The sequence below is a fragment of the Acidovorax sp. 100 genome, from assembly GCF_003688355.1.
Taxonomy (GTDB): domain Bacteria; phylum Pseudomonadota; class Gammaproteobacteria; order Burkholderiales; family Burkholderiaceae_C; genus Acidovorax; species Acidovorax delafieldii.
The window spans coordinates 2530404-2554379 of the sequence record NZ_REFD01000001.1 but is presented as its reverse complement, the minus strand read 5'-3'; the positions used below and the strand labels follow the sequence as shown (position 1 = coordinate 2554379).

Here is a 23976-nt window from a genome sequence, read left to right as displayed (position 1 = left end):
GAGGCACCAGCGGGAAGTGGGCCGAGAGACGAGCGAAAAGCCGGGCACGCCCCCGGCCGCTCAGTCCGCCAGCGCCTGGTCAATGACCAGGTAGCGTTTGACCAGATCAAAAAAGCTGTCGTAGAAGGTGTCCTTGGCAATGGTCTCGCTGCCCACCTTGACCAGGGACTCGCTGCTGGATGAGAACGGCAGCGACACCGAGCCGATGGCGCCCACACCCACGCTGGCCGAGTTGTTGGTCTTGCGCAATGCGTAGGTGTCCTGGGTGGCCGTCACAAAGCCCAGGCTGACCTTGCCGTCGTTGGCCTCGGGCACACACACCACGCGCACCACCATCTGCAGGTGCGACTCGGGCTCGGGCTGGAAGCTCTTCTTGCCTTCCACCAGGTCGGCCGCGCTGGACGAGATGACGTAGCCCTGGCTGAGCAGCGCGCGGCGCGAGGCTTCACACGTCTGGGCCGGCGTGGCATCGAACAGGCGCGAGTACGTGGCGACCGAGCCAAAGTTCTCCTGCACGCCAAACGTCTTGGCCCCTGTGCCGGCACAGCCCGCCATGACCAAAGTCGCGCCACAGGCCAGAGCCACTGCAGCGGCGCGCAGGGGCGCTGGTTGGGGGGCATGGGATTCTGTGGACCAGGGGAAACGCAAAACCGGGACTCCTTGGGGGTGGGCGGCTATCGCCGACGATAACAAGCGCGAAGCAAACGCGACGCGAGCGCATTGGACAATGCACCCCATTGTCACAGCGCCTGTGGTGTCTGACGGCAGTAACCGTTCCCGGTTCCCCAGATTCTTCAAGCCATACACACCACGGCGTGGTCTCACCTTGAAGCAAAGCAGACCTGTGGCCCGCCAGGTGCTACGCTGGGCGGCGGCAGGCGCATGCCCCCATACCAGCCCTTGTTGTGTCACCGTCACCACGCAGCACACCGCTATACTATTAATAGCTACAAAAGCATGCCGTTGTGGCGCACCCAGCCAAATCGCTCCATTTTTGCAAGAAACACTGGCGCCAGTGCCTGCAAACACACACCCAAGCTCCCTGTGCCCCTCGCTTCCCTGTTTTGCCTGGTCGTTGCCATCAGCGACGGCGACACCCTCACTGCCCGCTGCGGACCACCTGGTGCCTACCAGCAGGTGAAGGTGCGCATCGCCGCCATCGATGCGCCCGAGTCGCGGCAGGCGTTTGGGCAGAAGTCGCGGCAGCACCTGGCACAGCTGTGCTTTCGACAACGGGCCACGCTACAACCCGTGGATGAGGACAGCTACGGCCGCATGGTGGCGCAGGTGCGTTGTGGTGGCACCGATGCCGCCACGGCACAGGTGCGCGCAGGCATGGCCTGGGTGTACACGCCCTACGCCAGCCACTACCCGCACCTGGCGCCCTTGCAGCGCTCTGCACAGGCACAGCATGCGGGCCTGTGGTCCCAGAAGCGGCCTTTGGCGCCCTGGGACTACCGGCACCGGCAGCGCCGTTGAAGCCATCGAATGCTCGTCATCAGCGCGCCCACTGCGAGGCTTTACCAACGCTTGACTGCAGCCCGGCGCAACAATCGCTAGCATCTGGCCTCCCGCCGTTTGGGAGCATCGCCGCATCGGGCGGATGCTTCCCCCGCTGACCCTATCCATGCCCACCCCTGAGCCCCTCACCCCGAGCGCTGCTGTTGCCGCGCCCGCCGAACCTGCCAACGTCTACCGCCATACCGGTTTTGTTTCATTTCTGGTCGCCCGCGTGGTGGCCGTCATCGCCACCCAGGTACAGGCGGTGGTGGTGGCCTGGCAGGTGTACGACCTGACCCGGCAGCCGCTGGCGCTGGCCTATGTGGGGCTGGCGCAGTTTCTGCCCATGCTGGCTTTGTTGCTGCCCGCGGGCGACCTGATCGACCGCTTTGACCGCAAGCGCATCCTGGCGATCGCCTGGTCGGTGGGCGGCCTGTGCAGCGCCCTGCTCTGGTGGCTGTCTGGCCACGGCAGCAGTGGGGTGGCGGGCATTTATGCCGTGCTGGTGCTGTATGGCTGTGCCCGCGCGTTCTCGGGCCCGGCCATGCAGAGCCTGTTGCCACAGATCGTGCCCCGTGCACAACTGGCCCAGGCCATCGCCGCCAACAGCATGCTGATGCGTGTGGCCAGCATTGGCGGGCCGCTGCTGGGCGGGCTGCTGTATGCGCTGGGCGGCGGCGAGCTGACCTATGCCATCTGCTGCGCGTGTTTTGTGCTGGGGGTGGCCCTGCTGCTGCGCGTGGTGGTGGCCCACGCCACGGCACCCGGCCCCGCGCAAGGCACGATGTTCGAGCGCTTTGGCGCGGGCATCACCTTCATCCGCACGCGGCCCATCATCCTGGGCACCATCTCGCTGGACCTGTTTGCCGTGCTGCTGGGCGGCGTGGTGGCGCTGCTGCCCATCTATGCGCAAGAGGTGCTGCATGTGGGCCCGGCGGGCCTGGGTGCGCTGCGCAGTGCCATGGCTGTGGGCGAGGTCAGCGCCGGGCTGTACCTGAGCATGCGGCCCTTCAACCGCCAAGTGGGCCGCACCATGTTCATCGCGGTGGCGGTGTTTGGCGTGGCCAACCTGGTGTTTGCGCTGTCCACGCTGTTCTGGGTGTCGTTTGCGGCGCTGCTGGTGGCGGGCGCGGCCGACATGGTGAGCGTGTACATCCGGGGCGCTCTGGTGCAGTTCTCCACGCCCGACACCATGCGCGGGCGGGTGAACGCGGTGAACATGCTGTTCATCGGCTCGTCCAACGAACTGGGCGAATTCCGCGCGGGCACCAGCGCCGCATGGCTGGGCGTGGTGCCCGCCGCCATCGTGGGTGGCCTGTGCACGCTGGGTGTGGTGGGTGGCTGGATGATGGCGTTCCAGACCCTGCGCAAGGTAGACCGTTTTGAGGAGGCCGCACAGGCCACGGGCGCAGCGCCATAGCACCGAGAACCTGTTCTCAGGCGATCATGTCTGGGGGTTTGAAGATACCCCTCGATACATCCTCCCTGGCGTTTGTGTCGCGCAGGTAAAACCGGCCGTGCGGGCTTGCATGCGGGTGGTGGCAGCGGCACCATGCGGACAGCCATTGGCTGGCTGCCCGCGAGGCCCCATGACCCCCACTAACCCACTGCACCTCCACCGCCGCACCCTGCTGCTCGGCCTGGCGGGCTGCGCCGTCTTTGGCGCCCCCCTTGCCACACAAGCCGCGCCCCCCGCAGCCGCAGTGCCCCACACAACAGGCCCGGGCACCTGGAGCGCGGCCGACGAGCCCACCCTGGCCCGCCTGCTGGACCGCGTGACCTGGGGCTGCACCGCCCAGGGCACGCAAGCGCTGGGCGGCTTGGGCATCAGCGCGTATCTGGCTGCGCAACTGCGCCCAGGTGTCCACACCGCACTGCCCCGCGAAGCCCAGGCGCAGATCGACGCCATGGCCATTTCGCGCACCCCCATCGAGGCGCTTGCAGCCGACATGGAAGCCCGCAACCGCGCCGCCAAGGCCCTGCCCACCGAGGACGAGCGCAAGGCCGCGCTCAAGGCCTGGCAGCAGGACATGCGCGCCCTGCAGCAAGAGGCTGCCGCCCGGTTTGTGCTGCGCGCGCTGTATTCGCCCAGCCAGTTGCGCGAGAAGATGACTTGGTTCTGGATGAACCACTTCAACGTGTTTGCAGGCAAGGGCAACCTGCGCGCCCTGGTGGGCGACTACGAAGAGCGTGCGGTGCGCCCCCACGCGCTGGGCCGCTTTCGCGACCTGCTGGGTGCCACCGTGCGCCACCCGGCCATGCTGCGCTATCTGGAAAACGCGCAGAACGCCGCAGGCCGCATCAACGAAAACTACGCGCGCGAGCTGATGGAACTGCACACGCTGGGCGTGGACGGTGGCTACAGCCAGCAGGACGTGCAGGAGCTGGCCCGCGTGCTGACCGGCGTGGGCGTGTCGCAGCGGCCGCCGGGCGACGAGCCCCCGCGCATGAGGCCCGCACTGCTTCGCCACTACGTGCGCGAGGGATTGTTTGAATTCAACCCGCAGCGGCATGACTGGGACCCCAAAACACTGCTCGGCCAGCCGCTCCGCGCCCAAGGCCTGGCCGAGGTGGAAGAAGCGCTGGACCGCCTGGCCCGTGCGCCTGCCACCGCGCGCTTCATCACCCGCAAGATCGCGCTCTTTCTGGTGGGCGACAACCCGCCCCCTGCACTGCTACAGACACTGGCCCGCAGCTTTGAGCGCACGGACGGCGACATTGCGGCAGTGCTGGAAACGCTGTTCCACACACCAGAGTTCCGCGCATCCCTGGGCCAGCGTTTTCGGGACCCGCTGCACTACGCACTGGCGGGCCTGCGCCTGGCCCACGGCGATGCCGTGCTGCCCAGCCCCGACCCTGCGCTGGCTTGGCTGCAACGGCTGGCCGAGCCTTTTTATGGCCGTGTCACGCCCGATGGCTACCCGCTGGACTCCGCGACATGGTCAGGCTCGGGGCAGATGAGCACGCGCTTTGAGATGGCGCGGGCCTTGGGTGCAGGCGCCATGGCCGCCCCACCAGCGAACGATGACGCGGCACCCCGCGCCGCGCCGCGCACGCCCCCGGCCCTGGCGCAGACCGCCTACGTGCGTACGCTGGAGCCCACGTGGTCCCCAGCCACGCGCAGCGCCCTGGCGCAGGCCACCTCACCGCGCGAATGGAATCTGCTGTTCCTCGCATCCCCTGAGTTCATGCACGGATGAGGAGAAGAGATGGAGTACATCCCCCTGAATCGCTTCGCGCCTTCCCCCTTCTCTCGAATGGCTTCGCCCTTCGGGAAGGGGGACGCAGCCCGTGCGGCGGGGCGGCCCTTGCACGGCTGCCATCGCTTTGGCCGCGCACGCGCCTGCGCAGCAGCCGATGATGCGTTCGGGCGCCATTGAATAGGTTGAAAGGACAGCCCCATGCTTTGTAGACGACACCTTCTCCAGGCCCTGGGCGCCAGCGCACTCGGCACGGGCCTGGGCGTGTACAGCGCCAGCGTGCTCGCCGCACCCCGCGCGCAGGACGCGCGCTTTCTGCTGGTGTTCTTGCGCGGTGGCTACGACTGCGCCAGCCTGCTGGTGCCCACGGCCAGCAGCTACTACTACGAGACGCGGCCCAACATCGCCATCGCCCGGCCGGGGCAGGAGGGCGGCGCCCTGCCGCTCACGCCCGACTGGGGCTTGCATCCGGCACTGGCTGAATCGATGCTGCCGCTGTACCAGCAGCGCCAGCTCGCCTTTGTGCCGTTCGCGGGCACGGACGACCTCTCCCGCAGCCACTTCGACACCCAGGACAGCATTGAGCTGGGCCAGCCCCTGGGCGGGCGGCGCGACTACCGATCGGGCTTTCTGAACCGGCTGGTGGCGGAGCTGAACCCGCGCGCCGACAGTGCCCCGGTGGCGCTGCAGCCGATGGCGTTCACCAGCACCCTGCCCCTGGTGCTGCGCGGGGCGGTGGACGTGCCCAACACCGCACTGAGCGCAGGCGCGGGGCGCGGTGGTGTAGATGCGCGGCAGGCCGAACTCATCGCCTCCATGTACCGGGGCACACCGCTGGCCACGCCCGTGAACGAAGGCTTTGCCACCCGCGATGAGGTCGCCCGCACCATGCAGGGCGAGATGGAGGCCGCCAGCCGCAATGCGCTGAGTACCAAGGGATTTGAAGGCACGGCCCGGCGCATGGCGCGGCTCATGCAGTCGCGCTACCAGCTCGGCTTTGTAGACGTGGGCGGCTGGGACACCCATGTGGGCCAGGGCGCCGCCACCGGCACGCTGGCCAACCGCCTGGAGGAACTGGGCCGGGGCCTGGCAGGCTTTGCCGACGAGATGGGCCCCGCGTGGAAGTCCACCGTGGTGGTGGTGATCAGCGAGTTTGGCCGCACCTTCCGCGAGAACGGCAACCGGGGCACAGACCATGGCCACGGCACGGTGTTCTGGGTGCTGGGCGGCGGGGTCAATGGCGGCCGCATCGCGGGAGAGCAGCAGGCGCTGACCGCCACCACGCTGTTCCAGAACCGCGACTACCCCGTGCTCAACGACTACCGCAGTGTGTTGGGGGGATTGTTCGCCCGCATGTACGGGCTGAACGCGGCGGCCGTGGCGCGGGTGTTTCCAGGGACCCAGGGGGCCGACCTGCGGCTGGTTTAGCCGCGCTGGCGCGCCATATCATTCACTATATTTTTGATAGCTACTCAGGCATGGAAATGTAGCGCTACAGACGATTTATCCTCAAAATCGCCCGGGCATCACGCGTTGAAGGTACCTGTCAGCAGCTCTGGCAGGCGCTCCACCTTCATCTTGAAGCCGCAGGCCTGCGCATGGCCACCGCCGCCCATGCTTTCGGCCAGCGCGATGCAGTCAAAGTTGCGCTGCGCACGCAGCCCCACCTTCACGCCCTTTTCGCCTGCACTCCACATCAGCGCAAAGGTGCCCGTTTTGGCCGAGAGGATGTCGCCCACCAGGCTGTGGAACATGCCGGGGGCGTTGACCATCAGGCCGGTGATGCCGTTGAACACCAGCGGCTGCGCGCCTTCGGCGATGTCGGCGCAGAGCTTGCGGTACTTCTGGTCCATGGCCTCGCCGCGCACCATGAACTGTTGGAGCTGATCGGGCGTGAAGTCGGCAATCTCGCGCCAGCGCGCAAAGCCTTGCTCTTCCATGTCCAGGGCTGACAGGAAGGCAGCGCTCTCGGCAAACTCCCACTTCCAGATATCGCGGTCTTCCACGTATTTGAACAGGGCAGGCATCGGTTCGTGCGGATGGAAAAACTCCCACGCCAGCCGCGCACCCGACTTGTTCATGTCGAAGTGCACCACACCGCAGCGGCAGGCAAAGCCGGTGAGCTTTTCGGCCGCGCTCTTGTGGTGGTCCAGCATGACCAGCTTGGCGGCGCGCTCGTCGATGGCGGCCATCACCTCGTTGGCAAACGAGAAGTCGAGGATGTAGACCGCGCGGCCTTGCAGGGGCGGCAGGTCGTCCACGGTCTTGACATCGCCGTGGTCCAGCCCCACGTATTCAGCCTGGTCGCCGTAGTACAGCCATGCCGCCAGCGCCGCACCAAAGCCATCGGGGCAATTGCGCCCGTGGTACAGGATCAGCGGTGCGGGGTCGTTCTTGTCGGGGGCAACCAGCAGTTGCAAGGGGAGTATGGTTTTCTTCGTCATGGCCCCCGATTGTCGCCGGGGCTTTGTGCCGCAGCGAGCGCAACGTGCGCAGCCAGCACACGTCAGCGGAACCAACCCCATCCCCAACGCCTCCACCCTACTGACGCAGCCAGCAAACCACACGATGTTCCAAGCCCTCAAAGACCTGCTTGAAAGCCTCACCCCGTTGAACCCCGTGCCATCTCCTGCAGAGCGTGCGCGGTCTGTGCAACTGGCAGCCGCCGTGTTGCTGGTGGAGGTGGTACGGACCCAGTCGGCGGTGGGCGATGCGGAGCGCAGCGTGATGCAGACTGCACTGCACCGGCAATTTGCACTAAGTGACGATGAACTGCAGCGCCTGCTGGAACAGGCCGCAGCCACCTCCAGAACCGCCTACGACTACCAGCGCTTCACCAGCCAGCTGAACGAGCATTTCACGCAGGACGAGAAAATCCAGCTCGTTGAAGCCATGTGGCAGGTCGCCTACGCGGACGCACGCCCGGACGAGAACGAGATGCACACCATCAGCAAGGTGGCCGGCCTGCTGCATGTGACGCACGGCGAGTACATCGGCGCCAAGCTCAGGGCGAAAGAAGCAGCACACGCCGGCCAGTCACCCCATTGAGACGGGCGCGGCCCCGGTGAGCGCCGCAGCGCACGGGTGGCGTCCCTCGGGGAAAAGGACGCCAAGCAACCCAGGGGGTTAAATGGGCAACCAGCGCCACCAGAACGGCTTGCGCTCTTCCTTGGCGCCCTGCGCCTGCAGCAAGGCGATGAACTCGGTGCGCCGGTAGCGGCGCGCGGCCTCCAGCGGGGTCATGTCGTCAAAGTCCGATCGCAGCGCTGGGTCAGCCCCATGAGCCAGCAGGTAGTGAGCGATCTCGTGGTGGCCGTGGATCAGGCTCGCCACCAACGGCGTGCAAAGGATCTCGGGATGCTGGTAGTTGGGGTTCACGCCTGCACTGATGTGGTGGCGCACCAGCGCCAGGTCGCCCGCCACGGCGGCGGCGTACATGTCTTTCCAGTCTCCAGCGGACATACCTGGGCATCCTTTGCAAGGGTTGAACGGGGCCAGTGTAGGCAGCGGGGCGTGCGGCACAATCCGCGCCTTCCCCTAGGTATCCTCTGCACGAATCAGCGCGCCGTGTGCATCAGCGGCCTCGGGCGGTCTGCAGCGTTGCAAATACTCGCAATAGCTACGGCTATTGCTGCGTTTTGCGCCTTGCAGCCCCTCCCGATCCGCTGCGCTCACTTGGCCAGCGAGATTCGTGCAGAGGATCCCTAGCCCGCGATGGCCCACACACATTCCTCCATGCCCCCTCCCCTGCAGATCCTCTGGCGCGACGAGCACCTGGTGGCCGTGTACAAGCCCGCAGGCTGGCTGGTGCACCGCACGGGGCTGGACGCGGGCGAGACGCGGTTTGTGATGCAGACCCTGCGCGACCAGCTGGGCCAACATGTGTACCCCGTGCACCGGCTCGACAAGGGCACCTGCGGCGTGCTGGTGATGGCGCTGCACAGCGATGCGGCGCGCGCGCTGTCACAAGCGTTTGAGCATGGCGCCACGCACAAGCGCTACCTGGCGATGGTGCGCGGCTGGGCGCCTGAGGCCATCGAGGTGGACCATGCCTTGAAGCCCGACGATGCGCCTGCGGACGCCGCCGTACAGGACGCCCACACACGCTTTCGGCGGCTGGCGCAGCTCACGCTGCCCGAGGCCAGCGACGCGCGTTTTGCAACCACCCGCGCCTCGCTGGTCGAGGCCATTCCGACCACGGGGCGGCGCCACCAGATCCGCCGCCACCTCAAGCACCTGGCGCACCCCATCATTGGCGATGCCACGCATGGCAAGGGCCCGCTCAACCGCTGGTGGGCCGAGCGGCTGGGCCAGCAGCGGCTGTGGCTGCATGCCTGGCAGTTGACGGTGCCGCACCCGGTGTCGGGGGTGGCGATGACCTTCGACAGCGGGCTGCGCTGGCCGGGGCCCGCGGACTGGGACTGCGGGCACGCCCCCGCCGACGACTCCACCGTGCCATGTGCCGACTGGCAGCGCCTGTTTGCCAAGCTGCCCTGGCACGAGCCCCCCGCCCAGGCCCCGTAACGCGGGCGACACGGCGACGGCATGCCCGTCGAAATAATGGGCGCTCTCAAAAAATCAGGAGACCTTGCCCATGACCTCACCCGCCACCAACCGCGTCCTTGCCCACACGGGCGCGCGCTACCCCATCATCCAGGCGCCCATGGGCTGGATTGCGCGCACGCAGCTGGCCTCGGCGGTGTCACGCGCGGGTGGGCTGGGCATCATTGAGACGTCCTCCGGCGAGACGGCCAACTGCCAAGCCGAGATCACCAAGATGAGCGCGCTGGGCCTGCCGTTTGGCGTGAACCTGCCCATCCGCTTTTTGAAGGACGACGCCATGCTGCGCTTTGTGTGCGCGTCGGGTGTGAAATTTGTGACCACCTCGGCGGGTAGCCCGGCCAAGTTCATTGCGCCGCTGAAGGACGCGGGCATCACCGTGTACCACGCGGTGCCCACGGTGGACGCCGCGCTGAAATGCGTGGACGCAGGCATTGACGGCCTGGTGGTCGAAGGCGGTGAAGGCGGCGGTTTCAAGAACCCCGAAGAGGTCTCCACCCTGGTGCTGCTGCAGGCCATTCGCGCGCGGGTGGACGTGCCGCTGGTGGCGGCAGGTGGCATCTGCGACGGGCGCGGCATGGCCGCAGCCTTTGCGCTGGGGGCCGAGGCGGTGCAGATGGGCACACGGTTTGTCAGCTGCGCCGAAAGCCCCGTGCACGCCAACTACAAGAACGCCATCGTCGATGCGGACGTCACCGGCACCTGGATGCTCAACACCAAGGCCAGCCCCTGCATCCGCGCGCTCAAGTCGCAGCGCACCCAGGCCATCCACGAGGCGGGACTGATGCCCGCCGACAGCTTTGCAGGCATCCAGCGCGTGTACTTTGACGGTGACATGGAGGCGGCCCCTGCGCTGGCGGGCCAGACCGCGGGATTGATTGACTCCGTCAAGACCGCGCAGCAGATCATTGAAGACACCGTGGCGGAATTTTTTGCCATCAGCCAGCGCATGGGTGCCATGGCGGCAGCGCAGTCGTTTGGCTGAAGGCGGGCCGGTCGTCCGGCAGCAGCAGCGGCGGCGATGCTCGGTTGCGCTGAGCTATCCGACCACCGCGCCATGGAAAGCTTCTCAGCCCCTGTAAGCGCAGTAACATGCGCTTACACTCCAGCGGATTCTCTGCGTGGTAGCCCGAAAGCACTCCGACCATGTTTTTGCCGACCGATGACAAAGCCCTGCTCAGAACGGTACTGGTCGTCGATGACACCCGCGAAAACCTGACCGTCATTGGCCAGCTGCTGCGCCCGTACTACCACGTGCGCGTGGCCAACTCGGGGCAGCGGGCTTTGCAGGTCGCCCAAACCCAGCCGGTGCCCAACATCATCCTGCTCGATGTGATGATGCCGGAGATGGACGGTTACGAGGTGCTGGCGGCCCTGCGTGCAGCGCCGGAGACCCGCGAGATCCCGGTGATCTTCGTGACCGCCCTCGACGCCATTGCCGACGAAGAACGCGGCCTGCAAGCGGGCGCCGTGGACTATGTGGCCAAGCCCATCAAGCCCGCCGTGCTGCTGGCGCGGGTGCGCACCCATCTGGAACTGAAGGCCGCGCGCGACTGGCTGGCGGACCAGAACAGCTACCTGGACGCCGAGGTGCAGCGGCGCATGGCAGAAAACGAACTCATCAAGGACTTCAGCCTGCACGCCATGGCCACGCTGGCCGAAAAGCGCGACAACGAAACCGGCAACCACCTGCACCGCACCCAGGCCTACATCGAGGCACTGATGCTGCACTTGCAGGACCACCCCCGCTTTCAGCACCTGCTGGGCAGCGCCCACCAGCGCCAGCAGATCGCCAAGGCTGCGCCGCTGCACGACATCGGTAAGGTGGGCATCCCTGACGCGATCCTGCTCAAACCGGGGAAGCTCACCCCTGAAGAGTTCGAGATCATGAAGACCCACGCCCGCATTGGCGCTGATGCCATCGAAGAGGCCATCCGCAACGTGCTGGAGGTCGGCCGTAGCAAGCATCTTTCCACCGAGTCCGCACTGGGCGACCCGGCGCTGCAGTTTCTGGAGACAGCGCGCCAGATCGCAGCGGGCCATCACGAGAAATGGGATGGCTCAGGCTACCCCGAAGGCCTGCGGGGCGACGCCATCCCGTTGCCAGCCCGGCTGATGGCCATTGCCGACGTGTTTGATGCACTGATCTCGCGCCGCCACTACAAGCGGGCCTTCACCTTGGACGATGCGGTGGACATCATCCGCAACGGCCGTGGCCAGCATTTCGACCCCGATATCTGCGACGCGTTTTTGGAGCTGGTGCCGCAGTTTTCCCTCATTGCCGAGCGATTTTCCGACCACCCTGCAGAGCACGCCGAGGACTGAACCATGCCGCCCTGCTGCCCACCCCCTGCAGCCAAACCACAACACCGTCTGGCCCGAATGACGCTGGCCTGCATGACGGTATGGACGGGCATTGCGGCCGCACAGACCCCGGCCTTTCAGGAAAAACTGGCGGATGCGGCCCTGCTCGCCCAGCTGCGCAACGGTGGCTTTGTGCTGTACCTGCGCCATGGCGCCTCAGACAGCACGCGGGCCGACCGGGCCCCGCAGGTAGACCTGAACGACTGCAGCACCCAGCGGGTGCTCAGCGACGAAGGACGCCGGCAGGCACGTGAGTTGGGCCTCATCCTGCAGCGGGCGCGGGTGCCGGTGGGTGAAGTCATTCACAGCCCACTGTGCCGGGCCCGCGAGAGCGCACAGCTCACCTTTGCCACCCAGCCCCAGCTGTTGCGCGCAGAGCCCCTTTTGGCCTACACCGCCAACCTGACCAGCGAGCAAAAAATACCGGTGATTGCCGCCACGCGGGCACTGGTGTCAGCGCCTGTCCCCGCTGGCACCAACCGCGTCATCGTGGCGCACGCCCCCAACATGGCGGACCTGATGGGCTATTTCGTCAAGCCCGAAGGAACCATGGTGTTGCTTCGTCCCCTCGGGCCGTCCGGCTTTGAATACCTGGGCAGCATCCCCCCGTCGCACTGGGACACTTTGCTCCCCCCCAACCCTAAACGCTGATCCCACACGGCGCTCACTGCCCCATGCTCCGCCTGCTCAAGCGCCAACGCTTTTTTCTGCGATTTTTCCTACCAGTGGTATTGGCCGTGCTGGCAGGCGTCGGGTTTGACTACGCGGTGCAGCACCGCACCCAGGCCGTACAGCTCCAAGCGCTGCAGAGCCAGGAAGAAGACATCGAGGTGGCTGCCAAGGCAGAAGCCATCAGCCGCCAACTGCTGGAGATCAAGCTGCGGCTTACACAGGCCCTCACCGCCTCCAAGTACCGGGAGGTGGACGAAGCCAAGGCCTACCAGCTGCACGCACTCATCGTGGACGAAATGGCGGCGCTTGAAAAAGACCTGACCGCACTGACCACAACCCATGACTTCACGCACATCCGGGCCCACTACCCCGCCGCGCTGAGCGCTTTCCAGGAGTTTCGCCAGTTCGCCTTGATGAGCTCGGACCAGATGTCCATCGACCAGTCTCTGGCTGGCGAACACCTGATCAGTGCCACGGCGTACTACGGCGTGTTTGCCCTGCGGATGGGGGACATCGCCAAGACCTTCATGGACCACGCAGTCCAGAATGCAGCCACCACGCGCAACCAGGTGAAGGATTTCAACCGCCAGATGCGCCTGTACGGCACGCTGGCGACGCTGGCCTTTCTGTTGCTGTGGTTCTGGCTTTCGCGATCCACATCGCGGCAACTGGACCGGCTCAACCACCTGCTGCAAAAACTGGCGCGCGGCGAGAGTGGACTCAGCGACTACAAGACTTTTGCCGAGATCAAGACGGTGGCCGCGCGCAAAGGCACCCTCATTGGCGACATGGCAGATGCCGTGCTGGCGTTCCAGAAAGCGCAGGACGAGCGCCGCCTTGCATTGACAGAGCTGCATGACCGCGAGGAACTGCACGCCAACATCATCAGCCAGGCCCCCATTGGCATCGTGGTGCTGGATGTGCAGACCCTGCAGTTCGTCAGCTTCAACGACGCCACGTACGAATCGCTGGGCTACACGCGCGAAGAGTTTGCCCAGATGACCCTGTACGACTTGCAGCTGAACCCCGACACCCAAAAAGTCGATGACAAGCTACGGCGTATCGTAGCGGAGGGGGGGCTGGACTTTGAGACCCAGCGGCGCGACAAGAACGGCAATATCCGGGATTTCTGGGTGTCCATGCGCCCCCTGCACATGCACGATCGCGAATGCATGACAGGCATTTGGGTGGACATCACCAACCGCAAGCAGTCCGAGCGCGAGTTGGCGCGCTACCGCGACGAGCTCGAGCAACTGGTGGCTGAGCGCACGCTCGATCTCGAAAAAACCAGCCAGGCCCTGGCTCAGCAAACCCTGGAGCTGCAGCACACCAACGCGCAGCTGCGCAGCGCCAAGGCCATGGCCGACGAGGCCAACCAGGCCAAGAGCGCCTTCCTGGCCAACATGAGCCACGAAATCCGTACGCCCATGAACGCAATCATCGGCCTGACCCACCTGATCCGCCGCGACACCACCAACCCGCACCAGCGCCAGCAGCTCGACAAGGTGTCCGGCGCTGCCATGCACCTGCTGGCCGTCATCAACGACATTCTGGATTTTTCCAAGATCGAAGCGGGCAAGATGGCCCTGGACCCGACTGATTTCGAGCTGGAGAAGGTAGTGAGCAACGTGTTCACCATCACCGGCGACAAGGCCGAGGCCAAGGGCCTGGAGGTGATGGCCGAGCTGGCGGGCGTGCCGCCCATCCTGCACGGCGACGGAGTGCGGCTGGGGCAGATCCTGACCAACTTCATGGGCAACGCGGTCAAGTTCACCGAACGCGGCAGCGTTTCATTGCATGCTTTTGTCATCCACCGCGAAGCGACCGAGGTGCGCTTGCGTTTTGAGGTGCGCGACACCGGCATCGGCCTGAGCCCCGAGCAACAAGGCAAGTTATTCCTCGCGTTTCAGCAGGCCGATGTCTCCACCACCCGTACCCATGGCGGCACAGGACTGGGGCTTGCCATCTCGCGCCGACTGGCAGACCTCATGGGTGGGCAGGTGGGCGTGCGCAGCGAGCCTGGCAGGGGCAGCACCTTCTGGTTCGAGGCGCCCTTTGGCATCAGCACACAGGCGGCCGCCACACAACATGTCCAGGCCCTGCCCCCGAGCACCCGCGTCCTGGTGGTCGATGACATGGAGGAAGCCCGCGAGTTGCTGGCCGACATGCTCACCCACCTGGGAGCGCGGGCCGATGCCGTATCGTCTGGCGCGCTTGCGCTGCAGGCGGTAGCGCAAGCCGACGAAGTGGGGGACCCCTACGAGCTGGTGCTCACCGACTGGCTGATGCCAGGCCTGAACGGCACCCAGACCTGGCAACAGATCTGCGCACTGCCGCTCAAACATCGCCCGGCCTGCATTCTTGTCAGCGGCAGCCTGAGTTGCCCGGCCGACGAGGTGGATGCAGGCCCGTTTGCCGCCTTCTTGCCCAAGCCTGTGCTGCCCACTGCACTCGACGAAGTGCTGGTGCGCGTGTGGAACCGTGCCCAACTGCCTGAGACCGCTACGCCCGCGCTGACCGCCGATGCGCCGGTGCGCTTCACCTCGGGATTGCAATTGCTGCTGGCCGAAGACAATGCGCTGAACCAGGAAGTGGCGGGAGAACTGCTGCGCCAACTGGGCTTTGCAGTGGATGTGGCAGGCGATGGGGCCATGGCCGTGGAGCGCGCGCGTGAACATCACTACGACCTGATCCTGATGGACATACAGATGCCCCACCTGGACGGTCTGGAAGCCACGCGGCAGATCCGCACACTGCCGGGTCACGCACAGACCCCCATCGTGGCCATGACGGCCAACGCCTTCGCCGAAGACCGCGCCGCCGCGCTGGCTGCGGGCATGAACGACCACCTGCCCAAGCCCGTGGACCCGGCACAACTGGCACGGGTGTTGGCGCGCCTGCTGCCCCACGCCGGGGACGCAGACGGCGCAGCCCCAACGCCCAGCGTCGCGGCACAGCCCCCCACGCTGGTGAATGAAACTCGGGTGCGGGCCCAGCTACAGGGCGTGGCGGGCTTTCAGCTGGAGCAGGGGCTGCGATCGCTGGGCAACAACTTTGCAGCGCTGGTCCGGCTGCTGCAGCGCATGGTGATGGAACACCCCCAGGACGCGCAAAAGGCTCTGCAGGCCTGGCAAGGCGGTGACCTGGCCGAAACGCAGCGCATCTTGCACACCCTCAAGGGCCTGGCGGGTACAGCAGGACTCACCGGCTTGCAGGTGGCAGCGCAGCAAGCCGAGGCCAGAGTACAGGCCGCTCCGCCAGGGGGCCTGGACGCCGACACCCAACACGCGCTGCAAGACCTGGATGCACGACTGCAACAGCTGGTGCAATCCTTGCGCTTTGTGGTGGATGCCTCTGCACAGACAACAAGTACAGACCCTGCCGCCAGTGCCGACCACCTGCGACAAGGCTTGCGCACGCTGCGGCCCTTGCTGGCCAGTGACGATCTCGATGCCAGCGCTGCATATGCCGAACTGCACCCGGCGATGCTGCAGCACTACCCGGACCGCGCCCAGGCGCTGGCACAGGCCATCGATGGGTTCGACTTTCTGCAGGCGCTGGCGCTACTTGATGCCATCCTCGCCTCGGCGGACGGCGGAAGCAGCAGCGATACCCCCCCTGCCAGCACGCAGATGCCCGCCGCGCCAGCGGGCTGACAGCACCGCGGCGCAGCGCGCCTGGGCTACACTTTTTGGCCTTGCCGCACACGCCCTGCAATGGTCTGGCCACACCACAGGCTGATCCCGCAGGGCCCACGTTCTCATGCACCTGCCCAGCCCGCCATTGCCGCGCCTTTTCTCCGCACAGGCTCCTGTCCCACATGACCGCCAGCGAGGCCTGGCCTGCGCGCGCACAGCCACAGGGCCGCACCATGTCTGAAGCGCAACCCAATGCCTCTGCAGGCCTGTCGATGCCCTCGGGCAACCTGCGCGGCATCATCGCCATGGTGGCTGCGGTGGGTTTCTTTTCGCTGATGGATGCGCTACTCAAGACGCTGAGCGCCCACTATCCCGCCATGCAGGTCGCGGCGCTGCGGGGCTGGGCTGCGCTGCCGCTGGTGGCGCTCTATGCGCTGTGGCGTGGCGAGGTGCCACGGCTGCTGAAGGTGCGCTGGCCCCTGCATTTTCTGCGCGGCGGACTCAATGTGGCCATGCTGGCACTGTTTGCATTTGCCATCCGTGAACTGGCACTGGCCGAGGCCTACACACTGTTCTTCATTGCGCCGCTGCTCATCACTGCGCTGTCCACCGTGGTGCTGCGCGAGAAGGTGCGCGCTGCCCACTGGGTCGCCATTGCGCTGGGCATGGTGGGCGTGCTGGTGGCTCTGCGACCCAATCAGGAGGCGTTCTTTACCCTGGGAGCGCTGGCCGTGCTGGCGGCAGCCACCTGCTATGCGGTGTCGGCCATCACGGGCCGCATGCTCACCCGCACCGACTCCAGTGCCAGCCTGGTGTTCTGGACCACCACGCTGTTGGCACTGGGTGCCGGCGCGCTGGCCTGGCCGCATTGGGTGGGCGTGGCACAGGCGCATTGGCCACTGGTGGCAGGGCTCGCCATCACAGGGTTTGCAGGCCAGTTGGCGATCACCGAAGCCTTTCGCCACGGGCAGGCTTCCGTGGTGGCGCCATTTGAATACACGGCGCTGGCCTGGGGCATGGGGCTGGATTGGGTGCTGTGGCAGACGGTCCCAGGCTACAGCACGCTGCTGGGCGGCGCCATCATCATTGGCAGCGGCCTGTACCTGGTGCGCCAGGAGCGCACGCAGGCAGTGGTGCCACCCTGACCGGCGCGAACCGGTGCGAGACCGGCCACTTGCCGTCGCTCCGGCGCGGCATGCGCTGACACGGCAGTCAGGCAGTTCACCCTGTAATGAAGCGATGAACACAGCGGCACTGCCGCAAGGAAATCGCCATGACACAACACGCCACCGTGCACGGCCACGTGACCTACACACCGGGCGACGGCACCCCGATCGCCATCCCCGAGGGCCCGATCGAGGTGACCACCAGCGCGGACAGCACCACGCTGAGCTGGTCGGTCGAAGAAGACATCGTCGGGTCTGCGGCACTGCCACCCGACCAGTTCAACCAGTACGTCAAGGACGGCAAGATCCGTTTCAAGAAATAGCCCGGGCGCCCACGCCCTAGACCTCCCTGCCGCCCCAGCCGGATCAGATCGGCCGCGTGAGGTACACCGCCTCGCGGCCCACGATGGGCTCGCGGGTGGGCATGAGGATGGTGCAGTCGTCGCACAGCGCGCGGATCTCGTGCGGCCCATCGGTGGCGATGAGGTCACCCTTGGCAAACACCTCAAACCCTTGCACGGGCTTTGTGAAGCGGAAGTCCGACGTGCGCACCATGCAGGTCTCCAGCAGCTCGTAGCGGCGCTGCTCGGCGGGCGTGGGCCGGTCGGCCACCGGTGCGATGAGGCCAAAGTGCGCCAGAAAGTCCAGCGCCACCGCCGTGGCCATGTCGGCCGCCGATTGGCGGAAGTGCTGGCCACATTCCACCACCAGCGCCACCCCATCTCCCTCGTCCTGCCCGTGGCGACCGTGCTGGATGAGCGGCGTGCCCGAACCCAGGCCACTGGGCATCACCAGGTGCACCGGCGGGCGGCCGATGGCCAGCGCCACCTCCGCATTGCGCGGGTAGGCTGGGTACACCCAGAACGGCTGCACGTCCTGGCTGGTGGAATGGATGTCGAGGATGTGATCGGCCACAGCCACTACGGGGCGCAGGATGCGGGCACGCTGCAGCTCGGGGCTGTCGGCCGTGCCGTCCAGCTCGGCCGCCGACCAGATGCGGTTGAGGTTGTGCACCAGCTGTCGGCTCTCGAACGGACGGCTCTGGTCAAACGATTCGTAGGCGGCCACATTCGCAAAGCTGATGGTCAGCGTGCCGATGAGGGGACGCACACCCGTGTCCAGCAGGTGGGTGGCCGCCACCATGCCGCAGATCTCGTTGCCGTGCGTGAGTGCATTGATGAGCACATGCGGGCCAGGCTTGCCCGACTCGAAGCGGTGCACATAGTCGATGCCGACATTGCCCTGGCGGTAGGCAGAGAGGTCGCGGGGGAGGACTTCAAAAACGGGGGGGTTCTGCGTCATGGCAATGAATTAATAAGATGACACATCATTGTCTGCGCAAAGCCGGATCAGTGCTGGGCGCGGTGTACGATGCCCGCCGGTTGAGTCCCTCCTGCGTCCCTGCCCATGCCCACTGCCCGACTTTGCCCACTGGCCGATCTGGCCCACCGCATTCCCCCCGACTGCTGGATGGCCGAGCGTCTGGCGCAGGACCCTGAGGCCCTGGCTGATGAACCCGTGCTGTGGATCACCGGCGACGCGCACTGGCCTGCGCTGCACCTCGACGCCCCCCTGGCCCAGGGCAGCCCGCTGCGCCAATGGCTGCAAGAGCAACCCGACGGCCCCATTGAGGCCTCCGTGCCCCGTGCGCCCTTTGTGATCGTGGTGGATGGAGACCTGCGCATCGACGGCGCCTTGACCAGCGCCGACACCGATGGCACGACGCACCTGGTCGTCAACGGCAACCTGCATGTGCAGAACGCCGTGATCGGCGGACAGCTGGTGTGTGTGCAAGGTGCACTGCAGGTGCATGACCTGCTTTGGGGCCACTACAACCATGGCGAGCTGCGCGTGCGTGGTGGGCTGCAGGCCCGGGTGACGCTGTTCACCGACGAATACCACGTAGACATCACAGGCCCAGAAAAGGTGGAGTTTTTGCTGGACGAGGTGCGCGGTGTGCCGCACCGTGCGGAGTTCTCGGCCGAGATCGTGGGTGCCGTGTTCGCCCCCGAGTTCCACGAGGGCGTGGACGCCGGCGAAGACGGCCTGGCTGCCATGATCAGCCGCCGCCAGGTGCTGGCCGCCGTGCGGGCAGGCCAGAGCGCGGTGCGCAGCAGCGCAGACATCCACGCCGACCAGCCTGTGGCCGACGACCTGTGCGCCGACAACACCATCAGCATCGACAACATCCTGGCCGTGGTGCACACGCCAGTGATTGCACACAAGGAACACAAAGCCTACGGCTGGTTCCAGCAGACTGATTTCTCACTGTGCCAACGGCATGTGGACGAAGAAGGCGACGCGCGCGACGACAACGTGTTCATCACGGTGTGGAAAACCTGGGACTTCTACCTGTCGGTGGAGCAGGTGCCCGCGCCGCGCAACTGGCTGGAGCGCCTGGCCACCAAGCTGTGGCGCCATGCTGCCCCCACGGTAGCGCAGCGCACGCTGCTGTACCGCCGCTACACACAGGGCGAGCCTGGGGAGTGGCAGGTGCTGGCGCCCCCCGCCGAGCCCGGCCACGACCCCGACGCCTGGAAGGCCTGCGAACACGCCTGGCGCGGAGTGCTGGACTATGTGCGCAAGGCCGTGGGCCAGCACCGCGCACGCTACCCGCTCTACCAGCGCCTGCAGGCCACATTGACGGCAGAGCACATCGAGGCCTTGACCAGCCTGCCCGTGTTCACCGAGCAGTACAACGACTGGTGGGACAGCGACCGCAACGGCTACTGGGAGGGCGAGGTCTGGGTGGGGGCGCGCCAGCCCTGCATGCACGACGGCGAACCCTGGGGCCGCGCGCTCAAATACAGCTGGCGCAACGGTGACGACGCGCCGGGCGATGACGAAGACAACGCCCACAGTGCCTACCAGATCCAGGTGGACGAGGCGCGCGAGGGGCCTGCCGCCGTCGAGTTCAGCTACGCCCAGCGCCAGAGCGACAGCCGCGCCCCCCTGCCCCGATGCGCCGCCGACCACATTGCCCGCCTGCTGCGCTTTCATGGTCTGGTGCAGGCCCGCATCCGCGCGCGGCACGAAGAGGCGCAGGCCCAGCAGGCCGAGGCCCGACGCATCGAAGCCGCCGTGCAACTGCTGGCCACCCCCCCATTGCCCCCCGACCTACCCGATGCCGCCGTGTTTCCCGTCGAACTCATGACGCTGTCGGAGCAGTGGCAGGCCGATGGGCAATCCTACGTAGCGGCCATCCGCGCGCACCAGCTGGCCAACGATGCCAACCGCGCCGAGGCCTCGGCAACAGCCGGTGGCGGCGATGAGGAGAAGGGCGCCGAAGAACACGACAACGCCCTGCCCGAAGACCCGCGCAAGGCCGAGGCGCCCACCGTGCTGCAACTGGCGCGCGTGGTGAGCCACTGGGCCGACGAAGAGCTTGCCACGCGGTTTCGCCAGCGCTTTGCCTTTGCTCCGGATGCCTATGTGGCGCGTGCCGCCCAGGCCGGCCAATTCATCGGCCCCGTGTTTGTGGTGGACGATGACCGTGTGGTCGCCCGCATCGGCGCGGCCCATGACGGCGACGCCCGCTGGGTGTTGCTGCATGGCACAGAGCACACGCCCCTGCCCGCCATCCAGGGCCTGGGCCGCTCGCCCGATCGCCGGTGCTTTGCCCAATGCGACGGCCTGCACATCACCACCCACCACGGATGGAATGGCCCCGTGATTGCGCAATTTGCCCTGCCGCGCGGCAACGAAGGCCTGCCCCCGCAGGTGCTGGTGTCGGCAGGCCCGCTGGGGCAGCGCTGCGATGAAATCATTCCCTTCAACGATGGCCTGCGCGTGCTGCTGCGCAACCCCACAGGGGTGTATCTTCTGCACCCCGCAGCCCAAGGTGCCGACAGCCCAGTGCAACGCCTGCACCCGCAGACGTTTGAAGAAAATGGCCCCTACACCTGGCCCAAGAACCAGATGGATGAGGAGGTTGATGGTGAGACCGTCACCGTGCTGGCGCTGGACATGCTGCACATGGCCCTGTCGCCTGATGAGCGTCACATTGCCGTGGGTGACCAGGACAGCTGCCACATCCTACTGGACGCGCACGGCGCTGTGGTGGCCGAATACGAGCCCCTATCGTCTTACCCCCACCACGCGGCGTTCTCGCACGACGGCACACGCCTGTTTGCCAACTCATGCCATCTGTATTGGGGCAGTACCTGCTCGATCCCCATCGGGGCGGCACCGCAAAAAGCGACCGATGAGGACACCCTACCACTGGACGAACGCTGCCGCGTGTACGCATCTGTCACCTTGCCCGGCCTGGTGATCCTGGGCGATGCGGACGGCTACCTGCATGCCATCAGCGACGAGGGACAAGCCCTGTGGCACCACCACATCGGCAGCACGATCAGCGCTGTCGATGCATCCCCCGATGGAGAAACCCTGTGGGCGGCCAGCTATGGCGGCTACCTTGTGCGGCTGCAGCGCAGCGAGGCGGGCATGGACCCTTACTCCATCAGCACGTCACTGTATGTGGAGACGCGGCGGTGGATATTCTGGCGGGATGAGGTGGGGCCGGTGCGGTGGTAGGCGATATGCCGCAGCTCGTTACGAGGCGACGGGTTCCATGGATGCCAAATATTGAGCCAACGGGAACCAGCAAACCATGGCGTCGAATTTGGCGGCGGGTGGCCCATTGCAGCCGTCGGTGCTCCGCTTGAGCGAGGACTTAAGCGCCACCCAGCCTGCGCAGCCCTGACGGCGTTTGTATCTCTGCCACCAAGGCACATGCCGCTCCTTGAGCGACTGTGACGCGTGGTGTTGAAGCGAGGCCAATGGCGGCAAAGAGTGCGAGCACTTCTTCGGGCGCAGGATGCACTATGTGAAGTGATCTGAAATGAAGGGGATTCGTGGGCAGCGCTGCGACAGGATTGGCATCAGCGGCCCTTTGAATCAATAGCGGCACAGCCCCATCCAGCGCGAGTGCACCGTCTGGACGGAACGCCATCCGCCAAGTATGGGAGTCACGGTGCATCGTCTCAACCTGACCAATGGCAGGTACGGTCGCGGCAGCGATGTCATTTGTACTCGCTACCCAGGCAGCCAAACGAGGTGTAGCGCCGTCCGGTATGTCGTCGATGCCAAACCAGCGAGCCCGCGAAACAGGCGCTGCGTCACGGTTGGCTGCGATCACCTCCAAATAAACCGAAGGCCCAAGGGCCAGCAGCAGGTTATGCGTCGCCATGCTGGGATGCTCTCTGCCCGGCCCCGGAGCTACGCCAAGAGCAGTCTCAACATAGGCTGATCCAGCATCGAGGCTGGGTGCGACGATGGTGATGTGGTCGAGACGCGACGCCATCCGCTCTGTGAAGCCAAACGTCATTTGGACAGCAAAACATGCAGGATCGACTGGCCCATACTGGTTCATTTTGACACTGATTTCTCCCGAAGATGGAGTGCGGTCTTGGTTTGAAGAAGACCACTGCCTGACAGGTCAAGCATAAATTCCGCGGAGCTTCACGACAAGCTCTTGGAAATCGAGGCGACGGCAGCCGTGCATGGCATGAGCGTTGCATGCGCTCCCTGCACGCACCTGCACCCTCCATGACTTCATCCCACCGCCCAGCCCGCTCCCGTGCACCCGCTCATCCAGATGCGCCACCACCCAGCGCCCCTGACCTCAGCACGCCGGTGCTCTTGCTCATGGCCGTGGCCTGCGGCCTGTGTGCGGGCAGCAACTACTTCAACCAGCCGCTGCTGCACTCCATTGCCACGCAGCTGCAAGTGCGGGACGCGTCGGCGGCGCTCATCGTGACGCTGGCGCAGGTGGCGTACGCGGCAGGGCTGCTGCTGTTGGTGCCGCTGGGCGACCTGCTGGAGCGGCGGCGGCTTATCACCACACTGATGCTGCTGGCCGCTCTGGGACTGTTTACCAGCGGGTTTGCGCACAACTACGCCATGCTGGCGCTGGGCACGCTGCTCACCGGCCTGTTTTCGGTGGCGGCGCAGGTGCTGGTGCCGCTGGCAGCCACCCTGGCTGCGCCGGGCCGCAGCGGCCGGGCCGTGGGGCTGGTGATGAGCGGGCTGCTGACCGGGATTCTGGCGGCGCGCAGTGTGGCAGGGCTGCTGTCGGAGGTGGGCGGCTGGACGCTGGTGTACCGGGTGGCGGGCGTCGCCATGGTGGCCGTGGCGTTGGCGCTGTGGTGGGTGATGCCCATGTCACGCAATACGACTTCAGCACCGACACAGGGGTATGGACGGGTCTTGCGGTCGCTGGGCACGCTGGCCTTGCACCACCCCCGGTTGCGCAGCCGGGCCTTGCTGGGAGGGTTGTCGTTTGCCTCCGTCAGTGTGTTGTTCTCCACCATGGCGCTGCTGCTGGCGGGGCCTGCACACCGACTGGGCGACGCCGGCATTGGGCTGGTGGGGCTGGCGGGCGTGGCCGGTGCACTCATGGCCAATGTGGCGGGCCGCATGGCTGACCGTGGGCAGGCGCAGGTGGCCACCGCCGCATCGGTAGGTTTGCTGCTGCTGGGCTGGGGCGCGCTGTGGCTGGGCGCCAGCAGCCTGGTGTGGTTTGTGGTGGGCATGCTGGTGGCCGACCTGGCGCTGCAGGGCGTGCACATCAGCAACCAGAACGTGATCTACCGGCTGGACCCCACCGCCCGCGCGCGGCTGAACGCGGTGTACATGACCAGCTACTTTGTGGGTGCGGCCACGGGCTCGGCGATGGGGTCGGTGGCCTGGCTGTGGGGCGGATGGGGCGCCACCTGCGCGCTGGGCATTGGCATTGCCGTGCTGAACGCGCTGGCACTGGCTTACGACCAGCGGCTGGCTGTGCGGGCGCTGGGTGATGGTGTGCGGCAGGCTACAGAAGGCGCAGGTGCGTAGCCCCCGGCAGCTGCCAGCGGCGTAATTTGTGACGTACCA

General features: G+C 66.2%; 19 protein-coding genes. 14 read left to right on the top strand and 5 right to left on the bottom strand.

Annotation, left to right across the window (positions count from 1 at the left end; genetic code table 11):
• Positions 1-60: 60 nt before the first annotated feature.
• The gene (locus C8C96_RS11765; RefSeq protein ID WP_056747050.1) at positions 61-555 is read right to left on the bottom strand and encodes a DUF2242 domain-containing protein; all 495 of its coding nucleotides are present in this window, start codon (positions 553-555) and stop codon (positions 61-63) included.
• Between the two features lie 489 nt (positions 556-1044).
• Between C8C96_RS11765 and C8C96_RS11760 the strand changes: the two genes are divergently transcribed.
• The 4 genes from C8C96_RS11760 (at position 1045) to C8C96_RS11745 (ending at position 6128) form a co-directional block, all read left to right on the top strand.
• Entirely contained in the window at positions 1045-1479 is a 435-nt protein-coding gene (locus tag C8C96_RS11760; protein WP_121942425.1) for a thermonuclease family protein, read from the top strand.
• Between the two features lie 148 nt (positions 1480-1627).
• Positions 1628-2920, top strand: coding sequence for an MFS transporter (locus tag C8C96_RS11755; RefSeq protein WP_121942424.1), 1293 nt, complete (start codon positions 1628-1630; stop codon positions 2918-2920).
• A gap of 169 nt (positions 2921-3089) precedes the next feature.
• A complete protein-coding gene (locus C8C96_RS11750) occupies positions 3090-4700 on the top strand; it encodes a DUF1800 domain-containing protein (RefSeq protein ID WP_121942423.1) in 1611 nt (536 codons plus the stop codon).
• A gap of 201 nt (positions 4701-4901) precedes the next feature.
• Positions 4902-6128 carry a DUF1501 domain-containing protein gene (locus C8C96_RS11745; protein ID WP_121942422.1) on the top strand — a complete coding sequence of 409 codons (1227 nt, stop codon included), beginning with the start codon at positions 4902-4904 and terminating at the stop codon, positions 6126-6128.
• Positions 6129-6226: 98 nt separating this feature from the next.
• On the opposite strand, the gene C8C96_RS11740 is transcribed toward C8C96_RS11745, so the two are convergent.
• Entirely contained in the window at positions 6227-7144 is a 918-nt protein-coding gene (locus tag C8C96_RS11740) for a DHH family phosphoesterase (protein ID WP_099730750.1), read from the bottom strand.
• A 124-nt stretch (positions 7145-7268) separates the two neighbouring features.
• Between C8C96_RS11740 and C8C96_RS11735 the strand changes: the two genes are divergently transcribed.
• Positions 7269-7748 carry a TerB family tellurite resistance protein gene (locus C8C96_RS11735; protein ID WP_121942421.1) on the top strand — a complete coding sequence of 160 codons (480 nt, stop codon included), beginning with the start codon at positions 7269-7271 and terminating at the stop codon, positions 7746-7748.
• Between the two features lie 78 nt (positions 7749-7826).
• Here C8C96_RS11735 and C8C96_RS11730 read toward each other — a convergent pair whose 3' ends face one another.
• On the bottom strand, positions 7827-8162 hold the full coding sequence (locus C8C96_RS11730; RefSeq protein WP_121942420.1) for an ankyrin repeat domain-containing protein: 336 nt from the start codon (positions 8160-8162) through the stop codon (positions 7827-7829).
• Positions 8163-8435: 273 nt separating this feature from the next.
• On the opposite strand from C8C96_RS11730, the gene C8C96_RS11725 reads away from it, so the two are divergent.
• The 7 genes from C8C96_RS11725 to C8C96_RS11695 all read left to right on the top strand — a co-directional run bounded on the left by C8C96_RS11725 (position 8436) and on the right by C8C96_RS11695 (position 17423).
• On the top strand, positions 8436-9224 hold the full coding sequence (locus tag C8C96_RS11725) for a pseudouridine synthase (RefSeq protein WP_121943986.1): 789 nt from the start codon (positions 8436-8438) through the stop codon (positions 9222-9224).
• Between the two features lie 70 nt (positions 9225-9294).
• On the top strand, positions 9295-10245 hold the full coding sequence (locus tag C8C96_RS11720) for a nitronate monooxygenase family protein (protein WP_121942419.1): 951 nt from the start codon (positions 9295-9297) through the stop codon (positions 10243-10245).
• A gap of 161 nt (positions 10246-10406) precedes the next feature.
• Complete coding sequence (locus tag C8C96_RS11715; RefSeq protein WP_121942418.1) at positions 10407-11585, top strand: two-component system response regulator; 1179 nt, start codon at positions 10407-10409, stop codon at positions 11583-11585.
• A 72-nt stretch (positions 11586-11657) separates the two neighbouring features.
• On the top strand, positions 11658-12275 hold the full coding sequence (locus C8C96_RS11710; RefSeq protein WP_233584223.1) for a histidine phosphatase family protein: 618 nt from the start codon (positions 11658-11660) through the stop codon (positions 12273-12275).
• Positions 12276-12298: 23 nt separating this feature from the next.
• Positions 12299-15952, top strand: coding sequence for a response regulator (locus C8C96_RS11705; protein ID WP_121942416.1), 3654 nt, complete (start codon positions 12299-12301; stop codon positions 15950-15952).
• A gap of 215 nt (positions 15953-16167) precedes the next feature.
• Complete coding sequence (locus C8C96_RS11700) at positions 16168-17079, top strand: DMT family transporter (RefSeq protein ID WP_233584222.1); 912 nt, start codon at positions 16168-16170, stop codon at positions 17077-17079.
• A 128-nt stretch (positions 17080-17207) separates the two neighbouring features.
• On the top strand, positions 17208-17423 hold the full coding sequence (locus C8C96_RS11695; protein WP_121942415.1) for a hypothetical protein: 216 nt from the start codon (positions 17208-17210) through the stop codon (positions 17421-17423).
• A 43-nt stretch (positions 17424-17466) separates the two neighbouring features.
• Here C8C96_RS11695 and C8C96_RS11690 read toward each other — a convergent pair whose 3' ends face one another.
• Positions 17467-18402, bottom strand: coding sequence for a succinylglutamate desuccinylase/aspartoacylase family protein (locus C8C96_RS11690; protein WP_121942414.1), 936 nt, complete (start codon positions 18400-18402; stop codon positions 17467-17469).
• Positions 18403-18507: 105 nt separating this feature from the next.
• On the opposite strand from C8C96_RS11690, the gene C8C96_RS11685 reads away from it, so the two are divergent.
• A complete protein-coding gene (locus C8C96_RS11685) occupies positions 18508-21636 on the top strand; it encodes a polymer-forming cytoskeletal protein (protein WP_121942413.1) in 3129 nt (1042 codons plus the stop codon).
• Between the two features lie 139 nt (positions 21637-21775).
• Here the strand turns inward: C8C96_RS11685 and C8C96_RS11680 are convergent, their stop codons facing one another.
• Positions 21776-22474 carry a VOC family protein gene (locus C8C96_RS11680; RefSeq protein WP_121942412.1) on the bottom strand — a complete coding sequence of 233 codons (699 nt, stop codon included), beginning with the start codon at positions 22472-22474 and terminating at the stop codon, positions 21776-21778.
• Positions 22475-22650: 176 nt separating this feature from the next.
• Here C8C96_RS11680 and C8C96_RS11675 point away from each other — a divergent pair, with 176 nt between their 5' ends.
• On the top strand, positions 22651-23937 hold the full coding sequence (locus tag C8C96_RS11675; protein ID WP_121943984.1) for an MFS transporter: 1287 nt from the start codon (positions 22651-22653) through the stop codon (positions 23935-23937).
• Positions 23938-23976: the final 39 nt, after the last annotated feature.